19 protein-coding genes are annotated in these 22,829 nt (G+C 38.8%); 13 read left to right on the top strand and 6 right to left on the bottom strand.

All coding sequences use genetic code 11. The features are described 5' to 3' along the window. A partial coding sequence (locus ABR854_RS07410; RefSeq protein WP_350264758.1) for an immunoglobulin domain-containing protein occupies positions 1 to 1,389 on the top strand: 1,389 nt, incomplete at its 5' end. A 52-nt stretch (positions 1,390 to 1,441) separates the two neighbouring features. On the opposite strand, the gene ABR854_RS07405 is transcribed toward ABR854_RS07410, so the two are convergent. Beyond that, the gene (locus tag ABR854_RS07405; protein ID WP_350264757.1) at positions 1,442 to 2,365 is read right to left on the bottom strand and encodes an alpha/beta hydrolase; all 924 of its coding nucleotides are present in this window, start codon (positions 2,363 to 2,365) and stop codon (positions 1,442 to 1,444) included. A 176-nt stretch (positions 2,366 to 2,541) separates the two neighbouring features. Between ABR854_RS07405 and ABR854_RS07400 the strand changes: the two genes are divergently transcribed. Further along, positions 2,542 to 3,120, top strand: coding sequence for a Crp/Fnr family transcriptional regulator (locus ABR854_RS07400; RefSeq protein ID WP_350264756.1), 579 nt, complete (start codon positions 2,542 to 2,544; stop codon positions 3,118 to 3,120). Here the strand turns inward: ABR854_RS07400 and ABR854_RS07395 are convergent. The 4 genes from ABR854_RS07395 to ABR854_RS07380 all read right to left on the bottom strand — a co-directional run bounded on the left by ABR854_RS07395 (position 3,104) and on the right by ABR854_RS07380 (position 6,031). Next, entirely contained in the window at positions 3,104 to 3,859 is a 756-nt protein-coding gene (locus ABR854_RS07395) for an LCIB family protein (protein WP_350264755.1), read from the bottom strand. The genes ABR854_RS07400 and ABR854_RS07395 overlap by 17 nt on opposite strands. 7 nt (positions 3,860 to 3,866) lie before the next feature. Then, positions 3,867 to 4,877, bottom strand: a complete 1,011-nt coding sequence (locus ABR854_RS07390) for a bestrophin family protein (RefSeq protein ID WP_350264754.1) — start codon at positions 4,875 to 4,877, stop codon at positions 3,867 to 3,869. A gap of 200 nt (positions 4,878 to 5,077) precedes the next feature. After that, positions 5,078 to 5,347 (bottom strand): four helix bundle protein, encoded by a 270-nt coding sequence (locus ABR854_RS07385; RefSeq protein WP_350264753.1) that lies wholly within the window; start codon positions 5,345 to 5,347, stop codon positions 5,078 to 5,080. Positions 5,348 to 5,356: 9 nt separating this feature from the next. Next, on the bottom strand, positions 5,357 to 6,031 hold the full coding sequence (locus ABR854_RS07380; protein WP_350264752.1) for an ion channel: 675 nt from the start codon (positions 6,029 to 6,031) through the stop codon (positions 5,357 to 5,359). Between the two features lie 159 nt (positions 6,032 to 6,190). Here ABR854_RS07380 and ABR854_RS07375 point away from each other — a divergent pair, with 159 nt between their 5' ends. The 10 genes from ABR854_RS07375 (at position 6,191) to ABR854_RS07330 (ending at position 18,876) form a co-directional block, all read left to right on the top strand. Then, positions 6,191 to 9,100: a sensor histidine kinase gene (locus ABR854_RS07375; RefSeq protein WP_350264751.1), complete on the top strand. Its 2,910-nt coding sequence runs from the start codon at positions 6,191 to 6,193 to the stop codon at positions 9,098 to 9,100. 117 nt (positions 9,101 to 9,217) lie between these two features. Continuing rightward, positions 9,218 to 9,850, top strand: a complete 633-nt coding sequence (locus tag ABR854_RS07370; RefSeq protein ID WP_350264750.1) for a response regulator — start codon at positions 9,218 to 9,220, stop codon at positions 9,848 to 9,850. A gap of 137 nt (positions 9,851 to 9,987) precedes the next feature. Further along, a complete protein-coding gene (locus tag ABR854_RS07365) occupies positions 9,988 to 11,016 on the top strand; it encodes a hypothetical protein (RefSeq protein WP_350264749.1) in 1,029 nt (342 codons plus the stop codon). Further along, positions 11,013 to 11,483, top strand: coding sequence for a DUF3592 domain-containing protein (locus ABR854_RS07360; RefSeq protein WP_350264748.1), 471 nt, complete (start codon positions 11,013 to 11,015; stop codon positions 11,481 to 11,483). Before ABR854_RS07365 ends, ABR854_RS07360 begins: the two co-directional genes overlap by 4 nt. A 247-nt stretch (positions 11,484 to 11,730) precedes the next feature. Then, entirely contained in the window at positions 11,731 to 12,912 is a 1,182-nt protein-coding gene (locus tag ABR854_RS07355; RefSeq protein WP_350264747.1) for a phage tail-like protein, read from the top strand. Between the two features lie 67 nt (positions 12,913 to 12,979). Beyond that, complete coding sequence (locus tag ABR854_RS07350) at positions 12,980 to 13,897, top strand: alpha/beta fold hydrolase (RefSeq protein ID WP_350264746.1); 918 nt, start codon at positions 12,980 to 12,982, stop codon at positions 13,895 to 13,897. A gap of 4 nt (positions 13,898 to 13,901) precedes the next feature. After that, positions 13,902 to 14,756: a phage tail-like protein gene (locus ABR854_RS07345; protein WP_350264745.1), complete on the top strand. Its 855-nt coding sequence runs from the start codon at positions 13,902 to 13,904 to the stop codon at positions 14,754 to 14,756. A gap of 13 nt (positions 14,757 to 14,769) precedes the next feature. Continuing rightward, positions 14,770 to 15,144 carry a LytTR family transcriptional regulator DNA-binding domain-containing protein gene (locus ABR854_RS07340; RefSeq protein WP_350264743.1) on the top strand — a complete coding sequence of 125 codons (375 nt, stop codon included), beginning with the start codon at positions 14,770 to 14,772 and terminating at the stop codon, positions 15,142 to 15,144. A gap of 3 nt (positions 15,145 to 15,147) precedes the next feature. Then, positions 15,148 to 18,069, top strand: coding sequence for a cellulase family glycosylhydrolase (locus ABR854_RS07335; protein WP_350264742.1), 2,922 nt, complete (start codon positions 15,148 to 15,150; stop codon positions 18,067 to 18,069). Between the two features lie 69 nt (positions 18,070 to 18,138). Next, positions 18,139 to 18,876 (top strand): hypothetical protein, encoded by a 738-nt coding sequence (locus ABR854_RS07330; protein WP_350264741.1) that lies wholly within the window; start codon positions 18,139 to 18,141, stop codon positions 18,874 to 18,876. Between the two features lie 76 nt (positions 18,877 to 18,952). Here ABR854_RS07330 and ABR854_RS07325 read toward each other — a convergent pair whose 3' ends face one another. Next, on the bottom strand, positions 18,953 to 20,008 hold the full coding sequence (locus ABR854_RS07325; RefSeq protein WP_350264740.1) for a 3-oxoacyl-ACP synthase III family protein: 1,056 nt from the start codon (positions 20,006 to 20,008) through the stop codon (positions 18,953 to 18,955). Between the two features lie 256 nt (positions 20,009 to 20,264). Here ABR854_RS07325 and ABR854_RS07320 point away from each other — a divergent pair, with 256 nt between their 5' ends. Then, positions 20,265 to 22,706 carry a TonB-dependent receptor plug domain-containing protein gene (locus ABR854_RS07320; RefSeq protein WP_350264739.1) on the top strand — a complete coding sequence of 814 codons (2,442 nt, stop codon included), beginning with the start codon at positions 20,265 to 20,267 and terminating at the stop codon, positions 22,704 to 22,706. Positions 22,707 to 22,829 lie beyond the last annotated feature (123 nt).

The following is a 22,829-nucleotide window of genomic DNA, read 5'->3' as shown; positions in this document are numbered from 1 at the left end:
ATAACTAACGATGGAAGTTTACCTAATGTCCAAATCACGGGTTCTAATAACCTAAGTTGTGCTACTACAAACGTCATTCGCACAGCAAGTGGTGGCGGTTCGTATCTTTGGTCAAACGGACTTGGTACTAACGCAACGGCTACTATCACAGCAGCAGGTACTTACACCGTCACAGTAACAGGCTCCAATGGATGTACGGCTACTATTACGACGAGCGTAACTTTTACCAATGACTTAGTAGCAACGGCTTCTAATTCTGGACCATATCAAGTTGGAAATAATATCGAACTAAGTGCCTCGGGTGGCTCTAATTATACATGGATTGGGCCGAATAACTTCATAAGTTCAAGCCAAAACCCAAGCATTTCTAATGCTTTAGTAGCCAATGCAGGCGTTTACACAGTAACTGTTTTAACAGCTGGCTGCTCTGCCACTGCAACCACAAATGTTGTTGTTGATGCCTTATTTGACCCTTGTATTCCAATTATTGATTATCAGTTCGTAAAAGCGGGAAATCCGTATCAGCCTTTGTTTAGTCTTACTAATGGTATGACGATCAATCAAATACCTGACCTTGTTTCCATTATTGCCGTGCCGATTTGCCCGAATGTAAATATCGGAAGTCTATTGATGAAAATACAAGGAACTAATATCAATGAAGAGATTATTCAAAATGTCTCGCCCTACACTATTTTTGATAATATTGAAAATAACGTTAATGGAAGAATGCTTGCTCCTGGGGTTTATACGCTGACGGTAACAGGTTATAAACAAGATAATCTGCTGGGAGGTAGCAACTATGGCCCAGTAAGTATCACTTTTACCATTCTCCCAAACACTGCAAACCTTAACATACCTACTGTCTCTAAAACAACGCTTTGTGTAGGCTCTAATTTAGACGTCAATTTCTCTACTAATGGCACTTTCGGCCTTGCAAATCTATTCAAAGTAGAGTTATCGGATGCTAATGGAAATTTCGGAAGTGTGGCTCTTGTAGGTAACACAGTCAATAGTGCAACGTTTACTTATCCGACAATTATTGGTATAAGTAATTCGGCTGGGCTAATTACTTGTTCGATTCCAAGTACACTCGCTGGAGGAACAAATTATAGAATCAGAGTAATTTCGACCGATGGTATGAGCGTAAGTCAGGTGAATAGCAGTCCAATTACGATTCATCCAAGAGATTTGAATTTGGTAAGTCCAACAGATGATTTCAGCACGAATGTTGGTACTAAACAAGCAACTAATAAAGTAACCGCAAGCAATAAAATTAGTACAGCAGCCAATATAACTTATCAAGCAGGTAAAGCAATTATACTTAATGCTGGATTTGAAGCAAATGCTGGAACAGTATTTAAAGCCGAAATTAGAGGTTGTGAGAATTAATATAAAAAGGGTCTCGTTTCAATTTTGAACGAGACCCTTTACTATAAAACAATCACTTCATCAACTTTCTATCTCTTAACCAATCTTCCATACGACCAGCCCATGTTTCTACTGGCCCTCTACCTTTTTTCTTGAGTCCGTAACCGTGCCCGCCTTTTTCATAAATATGCATTTCTACTGGCACTTTGTGTTTCTTACAAGCCAAAAAATACCCAATACTATTTTCAGGCTGCACACCGTCATCAGTGGTACTTATCAAGAATGTCGGTGGAGTATCTTTTGTTACTTGTTTTTCGTTAGAATACAACTCCATTTTTTCAATTGGCGGATTTTTTCCAATCAAATTATCTCTCGAACCGAAGTGCGTAAATTTATCGCTGAAAGTAATTACTGGGTAAATCAATAACGAAAAATCAGGGCGAACACTCATGCTGGCATCGGTGATTTCTCCTACTTGGGTTGTAAAATGAGTCGAAGCTGTTGAAGCTAAATGTCCCCCCGCCGAAAAGCCCATGATTCCAACTTTATCGGGCGAAATACCATATTTTGCTGCATTTTTACGTACTATTCTAATAGCCTGTTGGGCATCTTGCAGCGGACGAATCTCATCATTGTCAAATAAGTTTTCTTGCGGAAGGCGGTATTTTAACACAAAAACTGTTACTCCACGCTCATTAAACCATTTAGCAATGTCATATCCTTCATGGTCAATTGCCAAAATTCCATAGCCACCACCTGGGCAGATAATTACGGTGGCATCCGAAGTTTTTTTCTTGGCTGGATACACATACAAAGCTGGTTGAGTCACGTCTTTTACACGAGTAATTCCATCGGTAGTCTTCGAGTCTTCGGGAATCGAAATTCCAGCTTTCAAGCCTGGTGTTCCTTCGGGATAAAGTAAAATGGTTTCGCTGGATTGGGCAGATAAATCAGACAAAGTAGTCATTAGAAATAGGGCTAAAAAAAGTTTTTTCATTGCTCGTAGCGGCGTATGTTTCACGCCAATCGGTTTATGGTGAATAGTTGAAGTACAAAGTTGAAAAAAAATATTGTTTCACGAAGTTTTTCTGTGAATATTGTGAGCTGATTTTTTAATTCTAAAATCAGCTTCACAAATTTCTTAGCTGAGAACAGGATGTTCGCCCCACAGTTATGCACGAAGCATTTCTACATTGTCTGGATTTTTTTCAACACATTCACCCGCTAAAACCAGTGAGTTTAGAGGCTCTTTTGCCTTGTTTTTCATTGAAAAACTTCTCAAAAAAAGAGTTTTTGGTCAAGCAAGGCCAAGTTTCAGACGAACTTAACTTTATTTATTCGGGAAGTGTACGGGAGTTTTTTGAAGATACCGATGCCAACGAAACCAATACTTGGTTTGGACTCGAAAACTCGGTGGCAATTTCGACGTATAGTTTCTTTTCTCAAAAACCAAGTTTAACAAATATTCAAGCACTTGAAGATGTGCAAGCCGTGGTTCTGAAACACAACGACCTGCACAAACTTTTCGACCAATTTCATGACATCGAACGCCTCGGAAGACTCATTATTGAGCAATATTTAGTACAAATCGAAGAAATGAAAATCATGCTTCAAACGCTTTCGGCACGAGAACGATACGAATATATGATTAAACACAAACCCGAATTTATTCAACGTATTCCACTCAAATATTTAGCTTCTTTTTTGGGTATTCAGCTTGAAACTCTCAGTAGGGTTAGAAATCACAAGTGATAAATTTCTTTGTCAAGTCTATTCGCTCTTTGGTTTCGAGATTTACATATTCAAAACGCCTGATTTCATTGAAAGACCCCATATCTGAGTCACTATTTATCAGAATCGCTCCCATCAAAATCACGTACTTACAATTATATTGAGTAGCTTTTGCCAGTTCGATAATTCGCTTGTCAATGGCCTCATAAATCACTTCGGTCGCTTCTTTTATGGGCAATTCTGCCGAAAGAACACGTTCCTTCTCTTTCAATAAAATCTGCTCAATGGTATTCATCTGATAATCCATTTCGGTGATATTATCTGGCTCTATCAGATTGTTTATCAGTTTGCCCAATGCACCTTTGGCAGCTCCACAACAACCCGAATTTTTATGCTGTCCGAAACGGTGGATTTCGCCAATTGCCCCATTTTTAGAGACCCCAATGTGTGGGCCATAATAAATAAAAACCGCACCTTCGTCGGGTACGTGGCTGGCAAATGCCCCCATTCCTGTCAAGCCCGTAAACGGAAAACCATCTAAACCGCCCATTTTGAACGGCCCCAAAAATTCACTCGTGCGAGCAGGATATTGAATGCTATTCACATCATCGCTGCAAATACTATCGGCGAGCATGATTTGTGATGTCTCTAAGTCAAGCACATTTTCCACAAAATCAATCATTCGGTTTACTCCATCAATCGTAGTGATGGCATCAGGGTAGTGCTGATGAATAATAGCCAATTTTTCTCTTTTTTTCATAAAGGTTCTAAAGTATGATGTTATTTTTTGGTTGTAAAGCGGGTGGTAAATCGGTTTCTCCGAGCATTTCTCTTAAATCTATCTCAATGGTTCGGCTCATTTGCGAAATCGGCACATCGTTGGCACTTCCTTCAAATGGATTTTCGGTGCTTTCGCCTACTTGTTCGAGCGATGTATAAACCCACGAAATCAGTACACTAAACGGCACAACCAACCAAACCATGTAGCCTTGCATGAAGCCAGTGGTGGTTTCGTTGAGTTTGTCGAAGTCTTTGAGCATACCAAAAGGTAGTAAAATGCAGAATAATTTAATAAAAAGTGAGTTGATCGTAGCAAATTGGCGTGGATACGGGAAATTTTTAATACGCTCCGATTTACCTTGATTATCATAAAAATCTCGGATAAGTTTCTCCATTTCCAGAAACCTAAAATTATCCAGCGAGCCAGCATCGGTCAATTCTTTTAGCGTTTTTGACTGTAAACTCAATATCTGTACCGCTCTATTTTTAGTTGTTAGAATGTATTTTAATTCTTCTTCTGAAAGATATTTTGCCAGCTCTGATTCGAGCGAGGTTTCTTTTTCAGGAATCACATAAAATTGTTTGTATTCTTTGTTATAAATTTTATTGGCGGTTTCCCAAGCTCGACTATCACGCATCTGATAACGCAATGCCGTGAGCCACGCAAAATGCCGATAAATGAGTTCTTTTGACTTTGCAGGATTATTCACCACAAAATCTCGGCTCATGGTTCCCCAAGTTCGGCTACTATTCAAAATCGCTCCCCAAATCTGACGTGCCTCCCACGTACGACTATACGTTTGAGTATTCTTGAACCCCACAATAAAGGCAGTAGCCGTACCCAACAAAGCCACCACCGTCCACGGAATAGCGAGCCATTCCATGCCCAAAACTTCATACAAAACCGTCGGAATGATGCCAATTAGTAGTAATTTGTAGATATTTCTCCTTGTCCAAAGAAGAAACTCTTTCAGCGAATACGAAACTCCAGCGTGCATTTTTTAATTAATAATTGAAAATGGATAATTGAGAATGAAGCAAGATGACTAATTGAGAATTTAAAAGAAATTATCTGTTTTCAATTTTCCATTCTCAATTACTCTTACTTGTTTTTGCTTGTTTTAATGATTGAAACTAAGAGCTTTATGACTTCTTCTATATCTACTTTTATTTAATCATATTCTATTTCATTGATGTATTATGACTGAGAAAGCAATTCAAGCCAATAATCTGTTTCGTTTGCTTCTTTCAATGCAATAGATAATTTATGAATAAAATCTGCCTTGCTTTCAGCGTGTTCAGATTCCCTGACCAATGCACCAATAGCAGTCCCACTTCTCAAAAGTTGTTTACTCAAAACATATTCATTGTGAGTCGTACTTAGATACTTATAAAGTTTTACAATCCTTAGAGCAAAAGCAAAGGATTTACTTTTTATCACATTTTCTTTCATAATTATTTCATTCATTCTCAATTATTAATTCTCAATTCTTGACGAGCTAAATTTTGAAATCAGAATTCCCACCAAAACCACCGTATAAAACTGCCCAACGATGCCAAAAAGTGCCGTTACGAGTTTCGTGACGTGGCTATTGGGTAGAATATCGCCAAAACCAATGCTCGTAATGGTGATACTACAAAAATAAACCAAATCCATATAAACGGCCGAAGTGCTTGACATATCAATCCCTTTGATTGAATGAGAATTATTATAAAAGAAAATCTGCATTAGGAAAACATTCACTTCAATCAGCAAAAAGTAGCCACAAGCTGATGCCGAAATAATATCTGTATTGATATAGCTTGGTTTGAGCAAAAACCGAATGATTTCTAAGAAGATAAACAAGAAAAATAACACATAAACCGCACTGATTGTACGCATAAATTCTGGCGAATTTTTAACAAATGACAAGCTCAAAGGCATCAGGAACACAAGCAAAAACAAGGTATTTTTGATAATTTTCTTAAAACGACCTTTTTCAATAAAAACACCGATACTTGCAATACCTACGATAATCATATTGATAGGCCAAATTATCTTTACATAGTTCTCCATATCACGTAGTACAATACCTACAAAAAGGTGCTGAACTAAGGCAAAAAGTAGTAATTCGTATTTGTTTTTAGTAAAGAATTGCTCCGAGAGTGTCATAGATAATTGCTTAGATTTAGAGCAAATTCAAGATTATTCATTAAAATTCCAAACATAGTTCTTCGATAAGCTATTATTAAGTTTAAACTCACCTCGCTGTTTTATTTCAAATTATCGTATATTTCGACAACTGGCGAACGGTTAATCCAAATGTATTTCATGAAACACCCATACCTTCGATACGTTCTTACATTAACACTTTTGCTATTTTGGGACAGAATTAATGCTCAAAAACTCAATTTTGAGAGAATAACTACTAAAAATGGGCTTTCATCGAATAATGTGCTGGGTATCACGAAAGACCCTCAAGGGTATTTGTGGCTGGCTACCAACTTGGGCATTTCTCGATACGATGGCTACCAGTTTCAATCATTTGGTAATTTATCAAGCCCAAATGGCATAGCTATTTCGAGCGACGGAATATTGTGGTTTAGCAACGAAAAAGGTCTATACTCTTTAGATACAAAATCGTTGGTTTTGTCACTTAAAATTGCCAACAAACTCAACGATAACATCCCCGACAACGACCATTACAACAGTATTTTTGTTGATAGTAAAGGGCTGGTTTGGTCAACCGATTTTCATCACATAAAATCGTATAATCCACAAAAAAACTTGCTCACTTACTACAAGATTTTGAATGAAAATCAGCAAAACCCTAACCTTGCCAAGTTTACCGAAGATACAGCTGGAAATCTCTGGTCAGTCAGCCCGATTGGTTTGTGCAAATTTGATAAAAGTCGCCAAACATGGGTGCAAGTTTTTGGAAAGAAAAATCTAAGTTCATTGGCATTTGATAAAACAAATGGCACTTTTTGGTTAGGAAGTCAGCAAGGTGATTTGATAAACTTCAACCCTAAAACCAAGGTTTCTGCCCTCAAAGCCAACATCAGCGAAGCAATTGACCAAATTCGGTTTTTGGGCAATCAATCCTTGATTTGTGTTTCGCACAACCATCTGTTTCAGCTTACTACTAATCAGACCCAACTTGAAGAAATTGGGCAATTTATGGCCGATGACATTTCGCTCAATACTGTTTTTATCGACTCACAAAAAAACGAACTTTGGCTCGGCACAAACGATGGTTTACTAAAACAAGAGACTGAAAATCAACTCATTAGACAAATACTCATTCCCCGAAATTTACTGCCAAATCCAGCAACTATTCGGTGTTTTGAGGTAGAAAATGAATCAAGCTATTTACTCGGAATGAGTTCGGGTGATGTGCTTCGGTGGAATAAAGCAAGCGGTGAATTTCAGAAAATTACGCAATTGGTATCAGAAGAAATTAAAAGTATCAAAGTGATTGATAACAAGATTTTTATCGGCACTAATAAGAATCTTTTCGTAAAAAAACAGGGAGTAAATCTCGAAAAAATTCTATCAAAACCCATTAATCATCTTGAACTCGATGGGCAAAATCGACTCTGGATTTTATCGCCCAATGAGCCAATTATGGTCTATGATTTCAATAAAAATCAATTTGTGCAACCTTGGAGCAAACTTCCCTACCCTACTTTTTTCAAAGACAATCTTTTTCATAAACTTACCTATACGTCCGACCAAAAAATGTGGATTGCGGGCTGGATTCCGAGCGGTTTTGGTATTGCTTGCTTCGATTTCAAAACTAAGCAATTTCAAGAATTAAGCTCAATCAATGACCACAAACGCTTCATTGGAGATTATTACCTTGATGTTTCGGTTACGCCCAAAGGCAATCTATTGTTTTCGGGCTACGGTGGCTATAATCAACTGAATGCCAAAGGAATCATAACAGCTGAAGTACATGCCGAAGATTTGAAGCCGTTGTTTGCTGATGGTCAGTGCTTTTCGATTGATGAAGATAGCAAAGGAAATACGTGGATTGGTACGGCCGAAGGCTTAGTGAGAATCTCTAAAGAAAAGCAGGTGAATCGTTTCACGCAGTTTGATGGCTTGCTAAATAATGATATTCGTAATGGTTTTCTGATGACCAACAACGAATTATTGTTGGGGCATAAAAATGGTTTTTCAATACTCAATTTGAGTAATATTGGCTTAAAAAACCAATCACATCGACTAATGCTCAGTCAAATACGCATTTTGGGAAGCGACAAAAAAATTGATTTATCTAAAAACCTCGTTTTTTCCAGAAAACAAAATAACCTAAGTTTTTCGTTTAGTCCACTCAATTTCGAGAACCAAGCCAAAAACAAATTTCGCTATCGCCTTACTGAAATCAATGAAAAATGGATAGAAAATGGCGTAAATCCAACCATGACGTTTTCTAATCTTGAACAAGGCTCGTATCAATTAGAAGTACAATACTCCGAAATTGCGGGCAATTGGAATACCGATTCTCTCATCCTCAACTTTAAGATTTTACCCGCTTGGTACGAAAGCCTATGGTTCAAGATTCTGCTTGTTTCATTCCTGTTGGCAATCGGGTACGGTATTTATTGGTACCGAATCAATGAGTTCAAAAAAGTGCAAGCCATGCGAAACCGAATATCTTCTGACCTCCACGATGAAATCGGAGCTTCGTTGAGTAGTATCGGTATTTTAGGCGATTTGGTGAAACATCAACTGAGCGAAAATCACCCAAGTTTTGGCTTTGCCGAAATGATTAGCGAAGAAGCAAAACAAGCAGGCACGGCCATCGACTATATTATTTGGAATATCAATCCACAGTTCGATAGCCTCGAAAGTTTATTTACTCGTATCAATTCGGAAGCTGCCGAAATCATTGAAGCCAAAGGGATTCAATATGAGTTTGAAGCTACTCATTTGGACAATAGAAGTATGTCGATGGATAAAAAACGTAATATTTACCTAATATGTAAAGAATTGATAAACAATGCATTAAAACACGGCCAATGCACCAAAATAGTATTAAGGTGCAACGTAAAAGCGAGTTTTCTGAGCATCAGTTTTTCGGATAATGGCAAAGGTTTTGATGTAAACAAAGTAACCAACCGAAACGGTGTGAAGAATATCAAAACACGTTTACAAGAATTAAAAGGCACTTATGAATTAACAAGTGAAGCCGAAAAAGGCACAAAGTATGAGTTGAGAATTCCGTTGCGATAGCTTACTTGCTGCGTTGTTTTGAAATCAATGAAACAATTTAGAAAATTGTTTTACACCCCCGAAATGGGTTATTTTTTGTCGGCTAAATATTCCCGAAATTTGTATCAAAAAGCATCCATGATTAAAATATCCATCTACGAAGATAACTCCCGACTAAGCCAACTTTTGTCGCTAATGATTGAAAACACAGAAGGTTTTGAACTGATGGCGTGTCACGAAAACTGCTTAGAGGCACTGCAAAATACTCGCACCGAACGCCCCGACGTAATCGTGATGGATATTGATATGCCCCACCGCAGCGGCATTGATGGAGTTGTCGAAATCAAAAGTCATTTTCCGCACATCAAGATTATTATGCACACCGTTTTTGACGGAAACGAACATTTATTCGATTGCCTCAGCAAAGGTGCCGATGGCTATATCTTGAAAAAGGATTCTTCTACACGCCTTATTCAAGCCATTAAAGAAGTAAACGAAGGTGGGGCTCCGATGTCACCTTTTATTGCCAATAAAGTGCTGCAATCTTTTCGCAAACAGCCCGTTACTGATGATTTTAACCTAACCGACCGAGAAATTGAGGTACTTACTTACCTCGCCAAAGGGTTTTCTTACCGCATGATTTCGATTGAATTGAATATTTCGGTCGAAACCGTCAGACGCCACATCAAGAATACTTATCAAAAACTACACGTACAGTGCGGCCCCGAAGCCGTAGCCAAAGCCATTCGGAGCGGAATTATCAATTCATAAATTTTCAAGAATGCCCCAAAAGGGTTATTGACAGTCTGAATTATTGAGTAAGTGGTCGGAAAGGCAATTTTTTATCCCCAATCATGGCATTGATGGGCATCAGCTAAAAGAGCAATTTTGTAACAAAAAGTTGCTCAATGAAAAAAACAATCATCGCCTTTCTAATTTTAATTAGCTTAAAAGGCTTTTCACAAACTTCCATTAATCCAAACGGGGCTGTAAATATCTACGAAAAAGAATCTTTGTATTTCAACAGAAAAGATAATTTGCTACAACTCAAGAACGCAGGTATTACGTTTTTCAATGAAGGCACATCGAATGCCCAATTCATCGAAACATACGCCTTAACATCAAATTACACAACCACCACTAATACAAATATTATACAAAATTATATTCCAACTATTGATGGACAGATTGTTTATGTAGATGTTTACGGAATTGACCAAAATCCAGCTTTAGGAACACGAGTAATCACGAATTGTATTCTGGAAATTATTGATAAAACTACTAATACCATCACTGCCACCAGCGACGAAAGTTTACTCAATACTGGCTACCCTTGTTTACCAAACCGACCTTGTCCACCGAAAGATTATGTACGATTTAGTCTTTCGCCCTTGCCACTTCGTCTGCAAGCTGGTAAGCAATATGCACTCCAATTACGCAATACTTCCCCCCAATTTCAAGCGGCAATTTCTTGCGAAAATATTTATCCGTTCGGCTCAACCAATATTGCTTGCCAGAACCAAACCGAAAACGCTGATTTAAACTTTAAAACCACTTTTCTTGGAATTTTAGAATCGGCTCGTATCGACCAAGAGGGCAATGCTACGTTTAATGTAATCAATTCTACAACCCTACAAGTTAAAGGACTTGAAATAAAAGGGACCAAATCAGGGTTTGTACCAATTGGGGCAAACAATACAAAATGTAAAGATGTAAATATCTTCATAGGCGAGCCATTTACTTCGCTTAATTGCCTTGTAGCCAACGAACCATCAACCGATTTTCCAGATTGTTTTGCGGTTTCGCTTCGTAAATACCTTACTGATTCAAATACGGGCTATCAGACAGGTGCAGTGATGAGGGTTTGCCGAATCGATGATAATAGTTGGGGGCAAAACCCACGAATTTTGTATAACTATCAACCTTTTTATCCATGATAATTAAAAATAAAAAAGTTGTAGGTATGATTACCACCACCATTGGCTTGGGTATTGTACTGTTTTGGGGAAATACCTTAATAAAAATGCTCGCCTTGCCTTTTTCGGGAGTAGTGGCAGACGCCAAAGTAATCGGTTTTAAAACCAAAGGCAGTAAATGGATTACTGAAAACAACAATAGCGGAAGAAAAAATATTTTATCGGGCAAAAGTCCTTTTTTTGAATTTAGCACTTCTACCAATGAAAAGGTAAGAGCTTACAGTGAGTCACCTCAAATTTTTAATTTATTCAATTATCAAATTGATGAAGAACTGACAATTGCGTATCCGCTCAACGAACCCAATAAAGCAATTATCCTCGACTGGCGAGAGGTTCCCGGCCTACTATTAATGGTTATTTTTGGCACTTTGGCTGTCATCATAGGCATAAGTTATTTAGCGAACCGCCAAACACATTCCCTCAATTAACACATTCATAATCAATTATTTACAAAACATAATTTTGTTAAAAGTCAAATCGAAAGTAATGATTAAAAGCAGTAGTCAAAGCTAATTGGAGCAAAATCATCAATTCATAAATTCTTGCGTATGCCCCAAAAGGGTTATTGATAGTTTGAATTATTGAGTAAATGGTCTGAAAGTCAATTTTTTATCCCCAATCATGGCATTGATGAGCATTAGTTAAACAAGCAATTTTGTATCAAAAAAATACCCAATGAAAAACACTTTGATAACATTCTTCATTCTGCTTGGATTCATGGTACAGGTTTCCGCCCAAAGTAGCACTATTACTCCGCAAGGCGTGATGTTTCCGCAAATGAGTACAACGCAAATAAACGCCCTTACTTCGCAAGCCAAAGGCACAATGGTGTTTGATAACACACTCAACATAATGAAGTATTGGGATGGCACAGCTTGGCAAAATGTGAGTAATGCAGGAGCGAGTGGCTCGTGGCAAAATAGCGGCACTAATCAATACAGCACTAATTCGGGTAATGTTGGAATTGGCATCTCGACTCCACAAGCGAAACTTTCAGTCAACGGGAATTTAGGACTATATGATTCAGGAGTAGAATATGGTTTTCTGTCTAAAAACAGTACAAATGGTGCATTAAGATTCAATGCAGGCCTATCTTTTAATGCGTTTACAACACCCAAAAATTTAGGATTGCAAGTAAACAGCGTAAACGGACTCGGTTCAACCTTAGTTGCTGGAAATGTTGGAATTGGCACTGATGAACCCGAAGATAAATTTACCACCTATACGCCCAGTGATAAATACGGCATTTTACATAGCAATGGCACTGTAAAAGTAGGCTCATATATTGGTGGAAACGCAGGTTGGCTGGGTACAAAATCGAATCATCCGCTGATTATACATACCAATAATGGGGCAAACCAGCATTATTTCAGAGAAAACGGAAGAGTTGGCTTAGGCATTGAATTTCCTGACCAAAAACTTCATGTAAACGGTGGTATCAAAACCGAAGCAGGCATTTTTGCTGCTCAAACAGGCGATTTGAATTTAGTACCTATTGGAGTAGTAGAGTATCAGGTAAATCTATTAGATGGCACAATTGGTACTCCTACGTTTGATAACATTGCTGGTAACCTTATATCATCAATTAGTGTAAGAACTTTCATCTCTATTGATGATCACATAACCATCACTTTAACTTACAATCAATCCGAAACTGCCCCTTATAGTAAAATAATAGCCGTAGGCTCGAATAATATTGCAAATGGTGCAAGGTATTACTCTGGCACCGAAGTTTATAATTCTTTAACTACTGAATATTCTTGTGTTCATACAGTGGATGATATGCCCTCCGTAAATCCTACTGTCTGTTCAGGAACACTCATGTTTTACGGGATTAAAAAAACTAATAACAATTAATCATCACAATAGCGTTTAGCTTTGAACGCTTAGTAATTTCGATTAAAAACCTTAATAATAACTAATCATGAAAAGATATTTTATATTTCTCTTAAGTTTTATCATTCGCCTAAGCTTTGCTCAATCTCCACTTACTAAAGGAGAGCATTTTGCCACCATCAATAGACTAAAACTTCACTACGAAGTAAGTGGCAATGGGCCAATTTGTATTTTCCCAACACCTGGTTGGGGACCCAATCTTGATGCCTACAAAAACTCAATGCCCGAACTCGAAAAGTATTTCACGGTAGTTTGGCTTGATACTCGTGCTTCGGGAAAATCAGCCGCTTCTGATAAACCCGAAGATTATCAAACTTCCGATTTTATAGAAGACATCGAGCAGCTTCGCCTGCACCTCAAACAAAACAAAATATGGATTATTGGCCATTCGATGGGCGGTTATCAGGTATTAAACTATGGCATCAAATACAGCAAAAATCTCAACGGAATCATTGCCGTTGCTGCTTTTGCAGGGCTTGACGAACTCGCTCAAACGGAGTTGATGAAAGCCCTCGATAAACGTAAAAACGAACCTTACTATAAAATGGGTTCGGGAATTTTGATGGGAACCGATACCACCAAACGCTCGCTCAATGAAGAAATGCCATACATTATGCCTTTTTATTTTCATGACCAAGCCAAGCTCCCCAAGTTTCTTGCCATCAAAAATGTGCAACTCAGTCAAAAGGCGTGGGAAATGACCGCAAAAGGAGGTTTTGGTTCGGAGAAAATTCTTGATTTATTACCCAAAATCACCGTACCAACGCTCGTACTCGTAGGCGATGACGACTTCATCTGCGACCAAGTTTCGCATGCTGCTCGTATTCATGCGGGTATCAAAAGCTCAAAACTTTCTGTTATCAAAGACGCTGGACATTTCATTTGGATTGAGCAACCCCAAACATTTTATCAAGCTATTGAAGAATGGATGAAAACTAAAAAGTAAAATCATGAAAATCAAATTTTTTGCCTACCTCCTACTCTTTGCAGGGGGTAGTGGTCATGCTTTTGCCCAAAATGGTACACTAACGCCGCAGGGAGTTCTATTTCCGCAACTCACAACTGCCCAAATCGGAGCTATTTCTGGTCAAACTAAAGGCACAATGGTCTTTGACAAAGATCTAAACATCATGAAATATTATGATGGTACAACGTGGCAAACCCTGACTAATGGTGGCGGCGGTGCTTGGCAAAATAGTGGAGCCAATCAATACAGCACAAATAGTGGCAATGTGGGTATCGGAACTGGCACACCAACTAACAAATTACATGTGGTTCATGATGAAATCATTGGAGTAAAAATAAGTGCAAGAGATGGTTCTGGGAATCCATCATTTTTAGACATACAAGCCGATGGTGGCTCGGGTGCAGGAATGAGATTTTATTCAGATGATGTTTTCAATGCTGCTATTTTTATGGATGGAGATAAACTATCGATTTTGAATTTTGTTGGCACTAATCCCATAATTATAAACCCTGACTATAGTGGTATCGTTCTACCCCACGGCGTAAAGGTTAGTAACAGTGGTTTCTTGATAAAAGATATTCGTTTTGGCAATTTGGCCATCGGGAGTAGCACCAACAATGCTTATTCGCAGCCAATTACCTTTCAAAACCCAATGCCCAACGCCAACTACACCGTTACGCTTACACAAAACTCACTCACCAACGATGAAGATTTTTTTCAGATGCAAGTACGAAATAAAACCGCCGCTGGCTTTACGGTTTGGGTAAAACGCCGTGATGCCAATACTGGTTGGGGGCAAAACTTACAGGTTGCTTGGATAGCCGTAGCAGGCCAATAATAAAGTAGAAAACATGGATAATTTCTTGGAAATACAACGCCCATTCATTGCCAAAGGCATGATACGCATCAGACACAATGGCAAGCTGAACTATATCAAAACCGCTGATGTAGTTCTGCTCGAAAGCGACGTCAACTATACCCATATTCATCTGAAATCGGGAAAAAAACTGCTTTCGTCTCGCAATCTTTCATTGTTTGAGTTTATGCTGAAAGATACGCACTCTTTTATCAGACCCAACCGTAGGCAAGTAGTAAACATTGATTATCTGACCAGTTTTTCAATAGAAAAATCAACTAAGGCACTTCAACTAATCAATGGATTGAGTATCAGTATTTCACGCAGAAAAAGCCAAAAACTCACAAAATCACTCAAAAACCAACTTTAAGCCATGAAAAAAATCTTTTTACTCTCATTCAACTTCCTGTTGCTTAATTTCTGCTTCGGGCAGAAACTGGCAGTACCGTATTATTCGGCCTCACAAATAAAAGTATATGATTTGGCTACCAATCCCGCAACTTTACTAACAACTTTCAATGTAGTTGGGCCAAGCAATATCAGCTATAAACCCAACTGCGTTGCTTTTTATAACAACGAAATGTTTGTAGGCTACGACGAACCCACCTCCGATGGTTTTCTGCACTACAAAGGGGTCTTAATTTCGGGCGGAACACTGACTTACACATCGGTCACGAAAGTAGCAACCAGTCGAGTAACTACCGAAATAGTAGTCAATCAAGCCAACGGAACACTGTATGTAGCTTGTGGTTTTGGAGAAACCAAACGCAGGATAATAAAAATCCAACGTGACGGTAGCGGAAGTTATAGTGGGGGTGGAATCTTTCAAAATATGCCTACGCTTAAAAATAATCAATCCTATACAGGCATAGGAGGAATTACGAGAAATGCGGCAGGTGATGTTTACGTTACAGACCTTTCTGATAATAGAATTTTGAAATGGGCCACCGATAATACACTGGCATCGCCTACGCAGTTTTTATGTACAACGGCTGCCAATTCGGTAGCTTGTACGGATGCGTTTCTGAATACCGATAACCAATCGGCCAAGCTTTTTTCTTTACCCGAAGGCTTGGTTTTGGATGCCAACGGAAACCTCTGGTATGCTAATAATAATGATAGTTATTCACCAACACCTGATGCAGCAGGTGGCTCATTGGTCAAGCTGCCGAGTGCCTTAATTAATCAAAATGCGGCAGGAGGTCAGGTTACAATTACCAGTGTAAACGCTACGATTTACTCAAAAGCAAGTGCCAAATTTGGTGGTTTGGCTCGCATTGGCAATTTTATTTATGCCAACGACCAAGGCAATGGCAAAGTCTGGAAATTTGACCCAAGCAATGGCTCATTTACTGACATCGGTATTTCGGCAACCTACCCAGGTAATGGCCAATGTGCAGAAGTTTCAGCTTCCGTTTTTCCTGCATTCACTATCACGCAATGTGGGTATCCGAATTTTGGCGGTACAATCGTAAGGCTTGGTAATCAGACCAGCATTAGTATTAGAGTAACGCTCGATATTGCAACTTCCGGTAATATCACACTCAATGCCAGCGGCACAAACTTTTCGGGAACAATTACTCAAAACTTTGCTAACACTGGCCTACAAAATGTATTCATGAATGTCGATTACAATGGGCAAGGTGTAGCAGGAACTCGCACAATTACTGTTAGTTCGCCGAGCTTAGGAGCTGGCACTTGCTCATTCACAGTACCAGTCTATGATGGACTTTTCACATTTGGCGACTGCGAAAGCAGCACCCTCAGCGGTAGCTTCACACAAGGTGTGGCAGCTACTCGCAACATCACGATTCCAATTACGGTCACAAAAGTAGGCACTACCAGCATCAATCTGATTTCGAGCGAATTTTCGGGAAGTCTCACCACCACACTTGCCCTCAACCAAACCAGCGTCACGATTCCGATTACATATACACCTAATAATCCAAACAGTACGGGCGAAACGCTGACTTTTGCCAGCAACGAAGCCATTGGCTTCTACCCTACTTTACCAGCTTTTTGTTATAAAAGCATTACGCTAAATCCCGCAGCTTCTAATTGCCCTGAGTTGCTCACACTTCCGCAAGACGACCCAACTTCAGCAACCATCAGCAACGGCAGTCGAACTTTCAAAGCCAAAGGTATTTTGGCAACGAATGCCGTTACAAATACTGGTACGAACGTAGCTTATACCGCTGAAAAAAATATCATTTTATCGGCAGGTTTCAAGGCTGATGGTGGAGCAGTTTTCTCGGCTAAAATTGAAAATTGCCCCCAGAGTCAAGCTCCAACGATGTATATGCAGGGAAAAGACCTCTACGATGCGAATCGGCAAAAATTTATTATTAGAGGTGTAAATTATCCTGTGATGGACGACTGGGGTTTTCCTGCCAATGATTTAATTACCGAAATTGAAAAAAGCGGGGCAAATACCGTGCGTTTGCAGTGGTATAAAACTTATGGAAATCCGACTCGCCCAGCAGTATCAAATACCGACCTTGATAATTTATTGACCAAATGCAAGACCAATCAGATGATTCCAGTCTTAGAGCTTCATGACCTTACTTGTGCCGAAGATGCCAATCTAATAAATACTCAACTGATTTCGTGGTGGACAGACCCAGCCATCGTGACAATTTTAAACAAACACAAAAAATATCTGATTATCAATTTAGCCAATGAAGTAGGTAGATACCGTTGGGCAGGATATTCAACAGCAAGCTTAAATAATTGGAAAAATGCCTATAAAGCGGCCATTACGTCTATTAGAAATGCTAATCTAAAAATGCCAATTATGATTGATAGCCCCGACTGCGGCACCGACCTACGAGCGGTTGTTGATGCGGGACAAGAACTCATAGACCACGACCCCGAACATAATATTTTGTTTAGTGTACACGCCTATTGGGCTGGCTACAATACTAACACAGATTTGACCAATGCCATAAATGCGAATTTGCCTTTTATTGTTGGCGAAGTAGCCAACAAACAAGATGAATCGGTTAATGGAGCAACCTCTTACTGCCATTATAATATTGATGGCACAAACGATGCCCCCAACAATCCTACGAATGGATTTCAATACCAAAATCTGCTCACCACCCTCAAAACCAATAACATTGGCTGGTTGGCTTGGGCTTGGGTAAGAGATGGGTGTTCGGCCAGAAATATGACCAATAATAGTCAGGCTGCTCCGTATGGTGGGTATAATACGCTCACCACGTTTGGACAAAATATCGTGAACAATGCCACTTATGGCATTAAAAATACCGCTACCCGAAGCACCGCTTTTTAGATTATTGGCCATAATTGAACAACTTTTGCTGCTTTTTCGTTGATTAAGTTTCACATATTTTCTTAAACAATGAAAAAAGCATTTCTTTACATCGCAGCCGTAATATTAGTGGTAGTCGTTGGTGCTTATCTGATTTTCAATGAAAAACTACCTACGGGCGAAAACCCAGCAAAAGCCGACGAGCTGGCCAACAAAATGTTAAAGTCGCTCAATAAGTCTGCTTGGGATAGCACCAACGTAATAGCTTGGACACACAAAGGCGGACATCAGTTTGTATGGGATAAGAAAAACCAACTGGTGGAAGTAAAGTGGGGTGAAAACGATGTATTTCTCAATCTGAAAGAATGGAATAAAGGCAAGGCTTTCAGTGAAGGAAAAGAAGTGACCGATGGTCAACTGGATGTTTTAAGAGGCAAAGCATGGTCGATTTTCTGTAATGATTCCTATTGGTTGATTGCTCCGTATAAAGTTTTTGATGAAGGTGTAACTCGAAAAATAGTAAAAACCGAAGATGGCTCAGAAGCACTTTTGGCGAGTTATTCGTCGGGTGGCGTAACCCCAGGCGATTCTTATTTATGGTTTTTAGACACCAATGGTGTTCCGAAAGCATTTAAGCTTTGGGTAAAAATTCTGCCAATTGGAGGTGTTTCTGCTACTTGGGAAGACTGGAAAACCACCGAAACAGGAGCAATAATCGCCCAAAATCATAAACTCGGGCCATTAGACCTCAACGTAACCGACCTACGCACAGGCAATGATTTAGCAGCCGTAAAAGTAGATGCAGGGCTTTTTGATAAGATAAAATAGTTTTAGACCACAGTCGATGGTCAACAGAATAATAAAAATATCTGTTGACTGTTGACCATCGACCGTGGTCTTTTTCCTACCAACGAATCAAGGCCGAACCCCACGTAAATCCACTTCCAAAAGCAGCCAAACAAACCAAATCTCCCTCTTTTATTTTTCCGGCCTCCCAAGCTTCACACAAAGCAATCGGAATTGAAGCGGCTGTTGTATTTCCGTATTTCATAATATTGTTATAAACTTTCTCGTCAGGCAGACGGAGCGTTTTCTGCACAAATTGAGCAATACGCAAATTGGCTTGGTGCGGCACGAGCATATCAATATCTGCAGGAGTATAACCCGTTTTATTGAGAGCCTCCATGATTACCTCTGGAAATTTCGTCACGGCAGTTTTAAACACTAACTGACCATTCATATTTGGGTAATAAGTCTTGTTTTCGAGCAAATTTTCATAGACAAAAATTTCACCATATTCTACATCAGGAAAACCAAACTGTTCAGTTCCTAAATGATACCCGCCATGGCTACCTGGACTAATTAAGGCCAATTCTTCGGCATGAGTGCCGTCAGAATGCAAATGTGTTGTCAAGATCCCTTTACCTTCTTCGGTACTTGGTTGAAGCACCACTGCTCCTGCCCCATCACCAAACAAAACTGCAACATTTCGGCCACGAGTCGTAAAGTCAAGCCCCATTGAGTGCATTTCCGAACCAACAACCAATACATTTTTATACATCCCACCTTTGATAAATTGGTCAGCTACCGAAAGAGCATAAATAAAGCCCGAACATTGATTTCTAATATCCAAAGCACCCATTTCTTTATGTGTAATGCCCAATTCTCGCTGCAAAAGTACCCCACAACCTGGGAAATAATAATCAGGACTAAGTGTGGCAAATACAATAAAATCTATGTCTTCGGGGCTAATTCCCGCACGTTCACAAGCAATTTTTGTGGCAGCGGCTCCCATTGTAGTTGGTGTTTCAACACCTTTTATTCCATAGCGTCTTTCTTTAATTCCTGAGCGTTCTTGTATCCATTCGTCAGTTGTATCCATCACTTTCATGAGGTCGTGGTTTGTCACAACTTTCTCTGGTACATAAAAACCTATTCCTGCAATTTTCGAGTGTAACATATTTTTTAGTTTGTTTAGAATCTAGCTACGAATTTACAAGAAAAACTACTCATTGTACAAATAATTCTTAGAAATATTATGTTTTAATAAAAACTCAAAAGATAAGTTGCCTCGTAAAACTTCTGTATAAATTTTAAAATAACCACTCATCAATAAAAAACTAAAAAATTAGTTATAATATTTTCAATTCTAACTTTTTATATTCATTTTGCAGTACAAAACAATACAAATTCAAACACATCTTCTTACTGTTTCAATGAAAACAAACCTATTATCACTCGCACTCGCTACAATACTATTTGCTTTTACTTTCGAAGACGATTTACTTGAGAAAATTGTAACTAAATTCAATCGTTTCCAAGATGAACTGCCACAAGAAAAAGCCTATTTACACCTCGACAAACCTTATTACACCGCTGGCGAAACCATCTGGTTTAAAGCTTATTTAGTAGAAGCCACTACACACTTACCTGATACGATAAGTATTCCACTCTATGTCGAATTGATTGATAATCAGCGAGGTAAACTAATCGAAAAAAAGATTTTGAAATTAGAGGGGGGTAGTGCCGCAGCCGATTTTCAATTGGCTGATACCTTAAAAGCAGGCTATTATAGCCTTAGAGCTTATACAAATTGGATGCTAAATTTTGATGAGAACCTGTTGTTTACAAAGGATTTTAAGGTTTTCAGGTCAAACCAAGTGGATGAACCTACTAAACTCAACGTCCAAGAAATTGACTTTAGATTCTTCCCTGAAGGTGGTAATTTAATTGAAGGAATCGAGAACCGAATGGCCTATAAAGCAGTAGATGCATTAGGAAGTGGCATTGATGTTACAGGGATTATTATGAATGATAAGGGCGATACAATCATCAATTTTGAAAGCGAACACTTAGGTATGGGAGTGATGACTTTCAAGCCGCAAGTTGGCGAACAGTATATTGCAAAAGTCAAGTATAGAAATATTTTTGAAAAGGAAGTAAAATTACCCACAATTGAAAAACAGGGATTTGTGATGGGTATTGAATCAGTGGCAGATAAAAACAATATCCGCTTGTTTGTAGGCCATAACATTGACAATTTAACTGGACAAATTGCCATTGTGGGGCAATCGCAAGGTAAAATCTGCTACACAGCTAAGACTGTATCTACTAAGAAGGTTTTGCTCGTTAAAATTCCTAAAAGTAAATTCCCGAGTGGGATTACTCAGTTTACGGTTTTCAGCGATAAAGGCTTACCACTCTGCGAACGTGTGATTTTTTTAAGGAATGATAGTACATTAAATATCAGACTTTTAACAAACAAAACACAATACAAAACCCGAGAAAAGGTAACACTCGATATTGAAGCCAAAGATGCAAAGGGGCAACCTATTTCTGGCGATTTTTCGGTTTCGGTTACAGATGCAGCACAAGTTCTAAGAAACCCTTTTTCCGAAAATATTGAGACGAATTTACTCCTAAGCTCCGACTTAAAAGGAAGAATCGAACAACCAGCTTATTATTTTTCAAAAGAAAATCCAGATGCTGCTCGTCATTTAGATATTTTAATGATGACCCAAGGCTGGCGTCGATACCAGTGGAATGATATAATGAAAGAAGAATTGCCTAAGACTAAATTTCTATTTGAGCGTGGGCTAAGTATCTCAGGAGAAATCAGCCGACCAAATGGAAAACTTTTTGAAAAACCAGTGAATTTAACTTTTATGTTCAAGCTAAAAGATAGCACACAACTTTTTGGTATGGGTATGGCCGAAAAAGATGGTTCTTTTGCAGCATATAACCTTGATTTTGCAGATTCCGCCAAAGTGATCATACAGGCAATTGCGGGAAATAATAACCGAAATACCAAAATTTTTATCAATAAAGCCTTCTCACCAAAAGTACAAATTGTAGCTATCCCGTTTAATGCGGTTACTTTCGATGAAAAAGACCTCGCTGATTACTTGAAACGCACCAAAGAAGCATTAGATTTTGAGCGAACGTTACGCTTCAATAAAGCCATTATGCTCAACGAAGTTACGGTTAAGGCCAAGAAAAAAACACAAGAGCGAGACTCACGTGTATTGTATGATAAACCAAGCAAATCGCTTACGGTTGATAGAACAATGGCAGGTTATACAAATATACTCGACTTGATCAGAGGTCGTTTTGCGGGCGTACAGGTATCGGGAAGCGTCAATGACCCTACTATCACAATCAGAGGTGCAAGTTCTATTATGCTTTCATCGGAGCCAATGTTTTTGTTAGATGGTATGCAGACTAACAAAGAAGCTATTTTAATGCTACCCGTTCCAGATGTTGACAGAGTTGACGTACTTACAGGAGCAGAAGCCTCTATCTATGGTTCAGGAGCAGGTGGTGGTGTCATTTCAATACTAACAAAAAGAGGAAGTCCAAACTATGATTACAGCCAAGATGAAACAATGGGTGTTCAACATTTTAGTATTGCAGGCTACTACCCCACTAAAGAATTTTATGCTCCCAAATACGATGTCGATATTCCAGAAAACCTTCGTCCAGATTTTCGCTCAACAATTTTTTGGTCGCCAAAAATAAAAACCGATGCCAACGGTAAAGCCAGTATTACATTTTTTAATACAGATGCTACAACCAAAGTCGATATACACTTAGAAGGAATTTCGTCAACTGGAATTCCGATTGCAGCAAAAACTACCTATTCAGTAGGCATGAAATAATTTTAGATTATTGAATGTGGGGTGTTTGAAGAAAGCTATTGGAAAGTGAACGAAAAATTGTACTTTTGTTCGGTAAGATGTCAGTTTTCCTATTTCCTGATTTCTTTAAATTCTTCGTCAAAA

The sequence above is a fragment of the Emticicia sp. W12TSBA100-4 genome (assembly GCF_040253585.1).
Classification (GTDB): Bacteria; Bacteroidota; Bacteroidia; order Cytophagales; family Spirosomataceae; genus Emticicia.
Note: the sequence above shows the minus strand (reverse complement) of the source record. Positions and strands in the feature narration are given on the sequence as shown.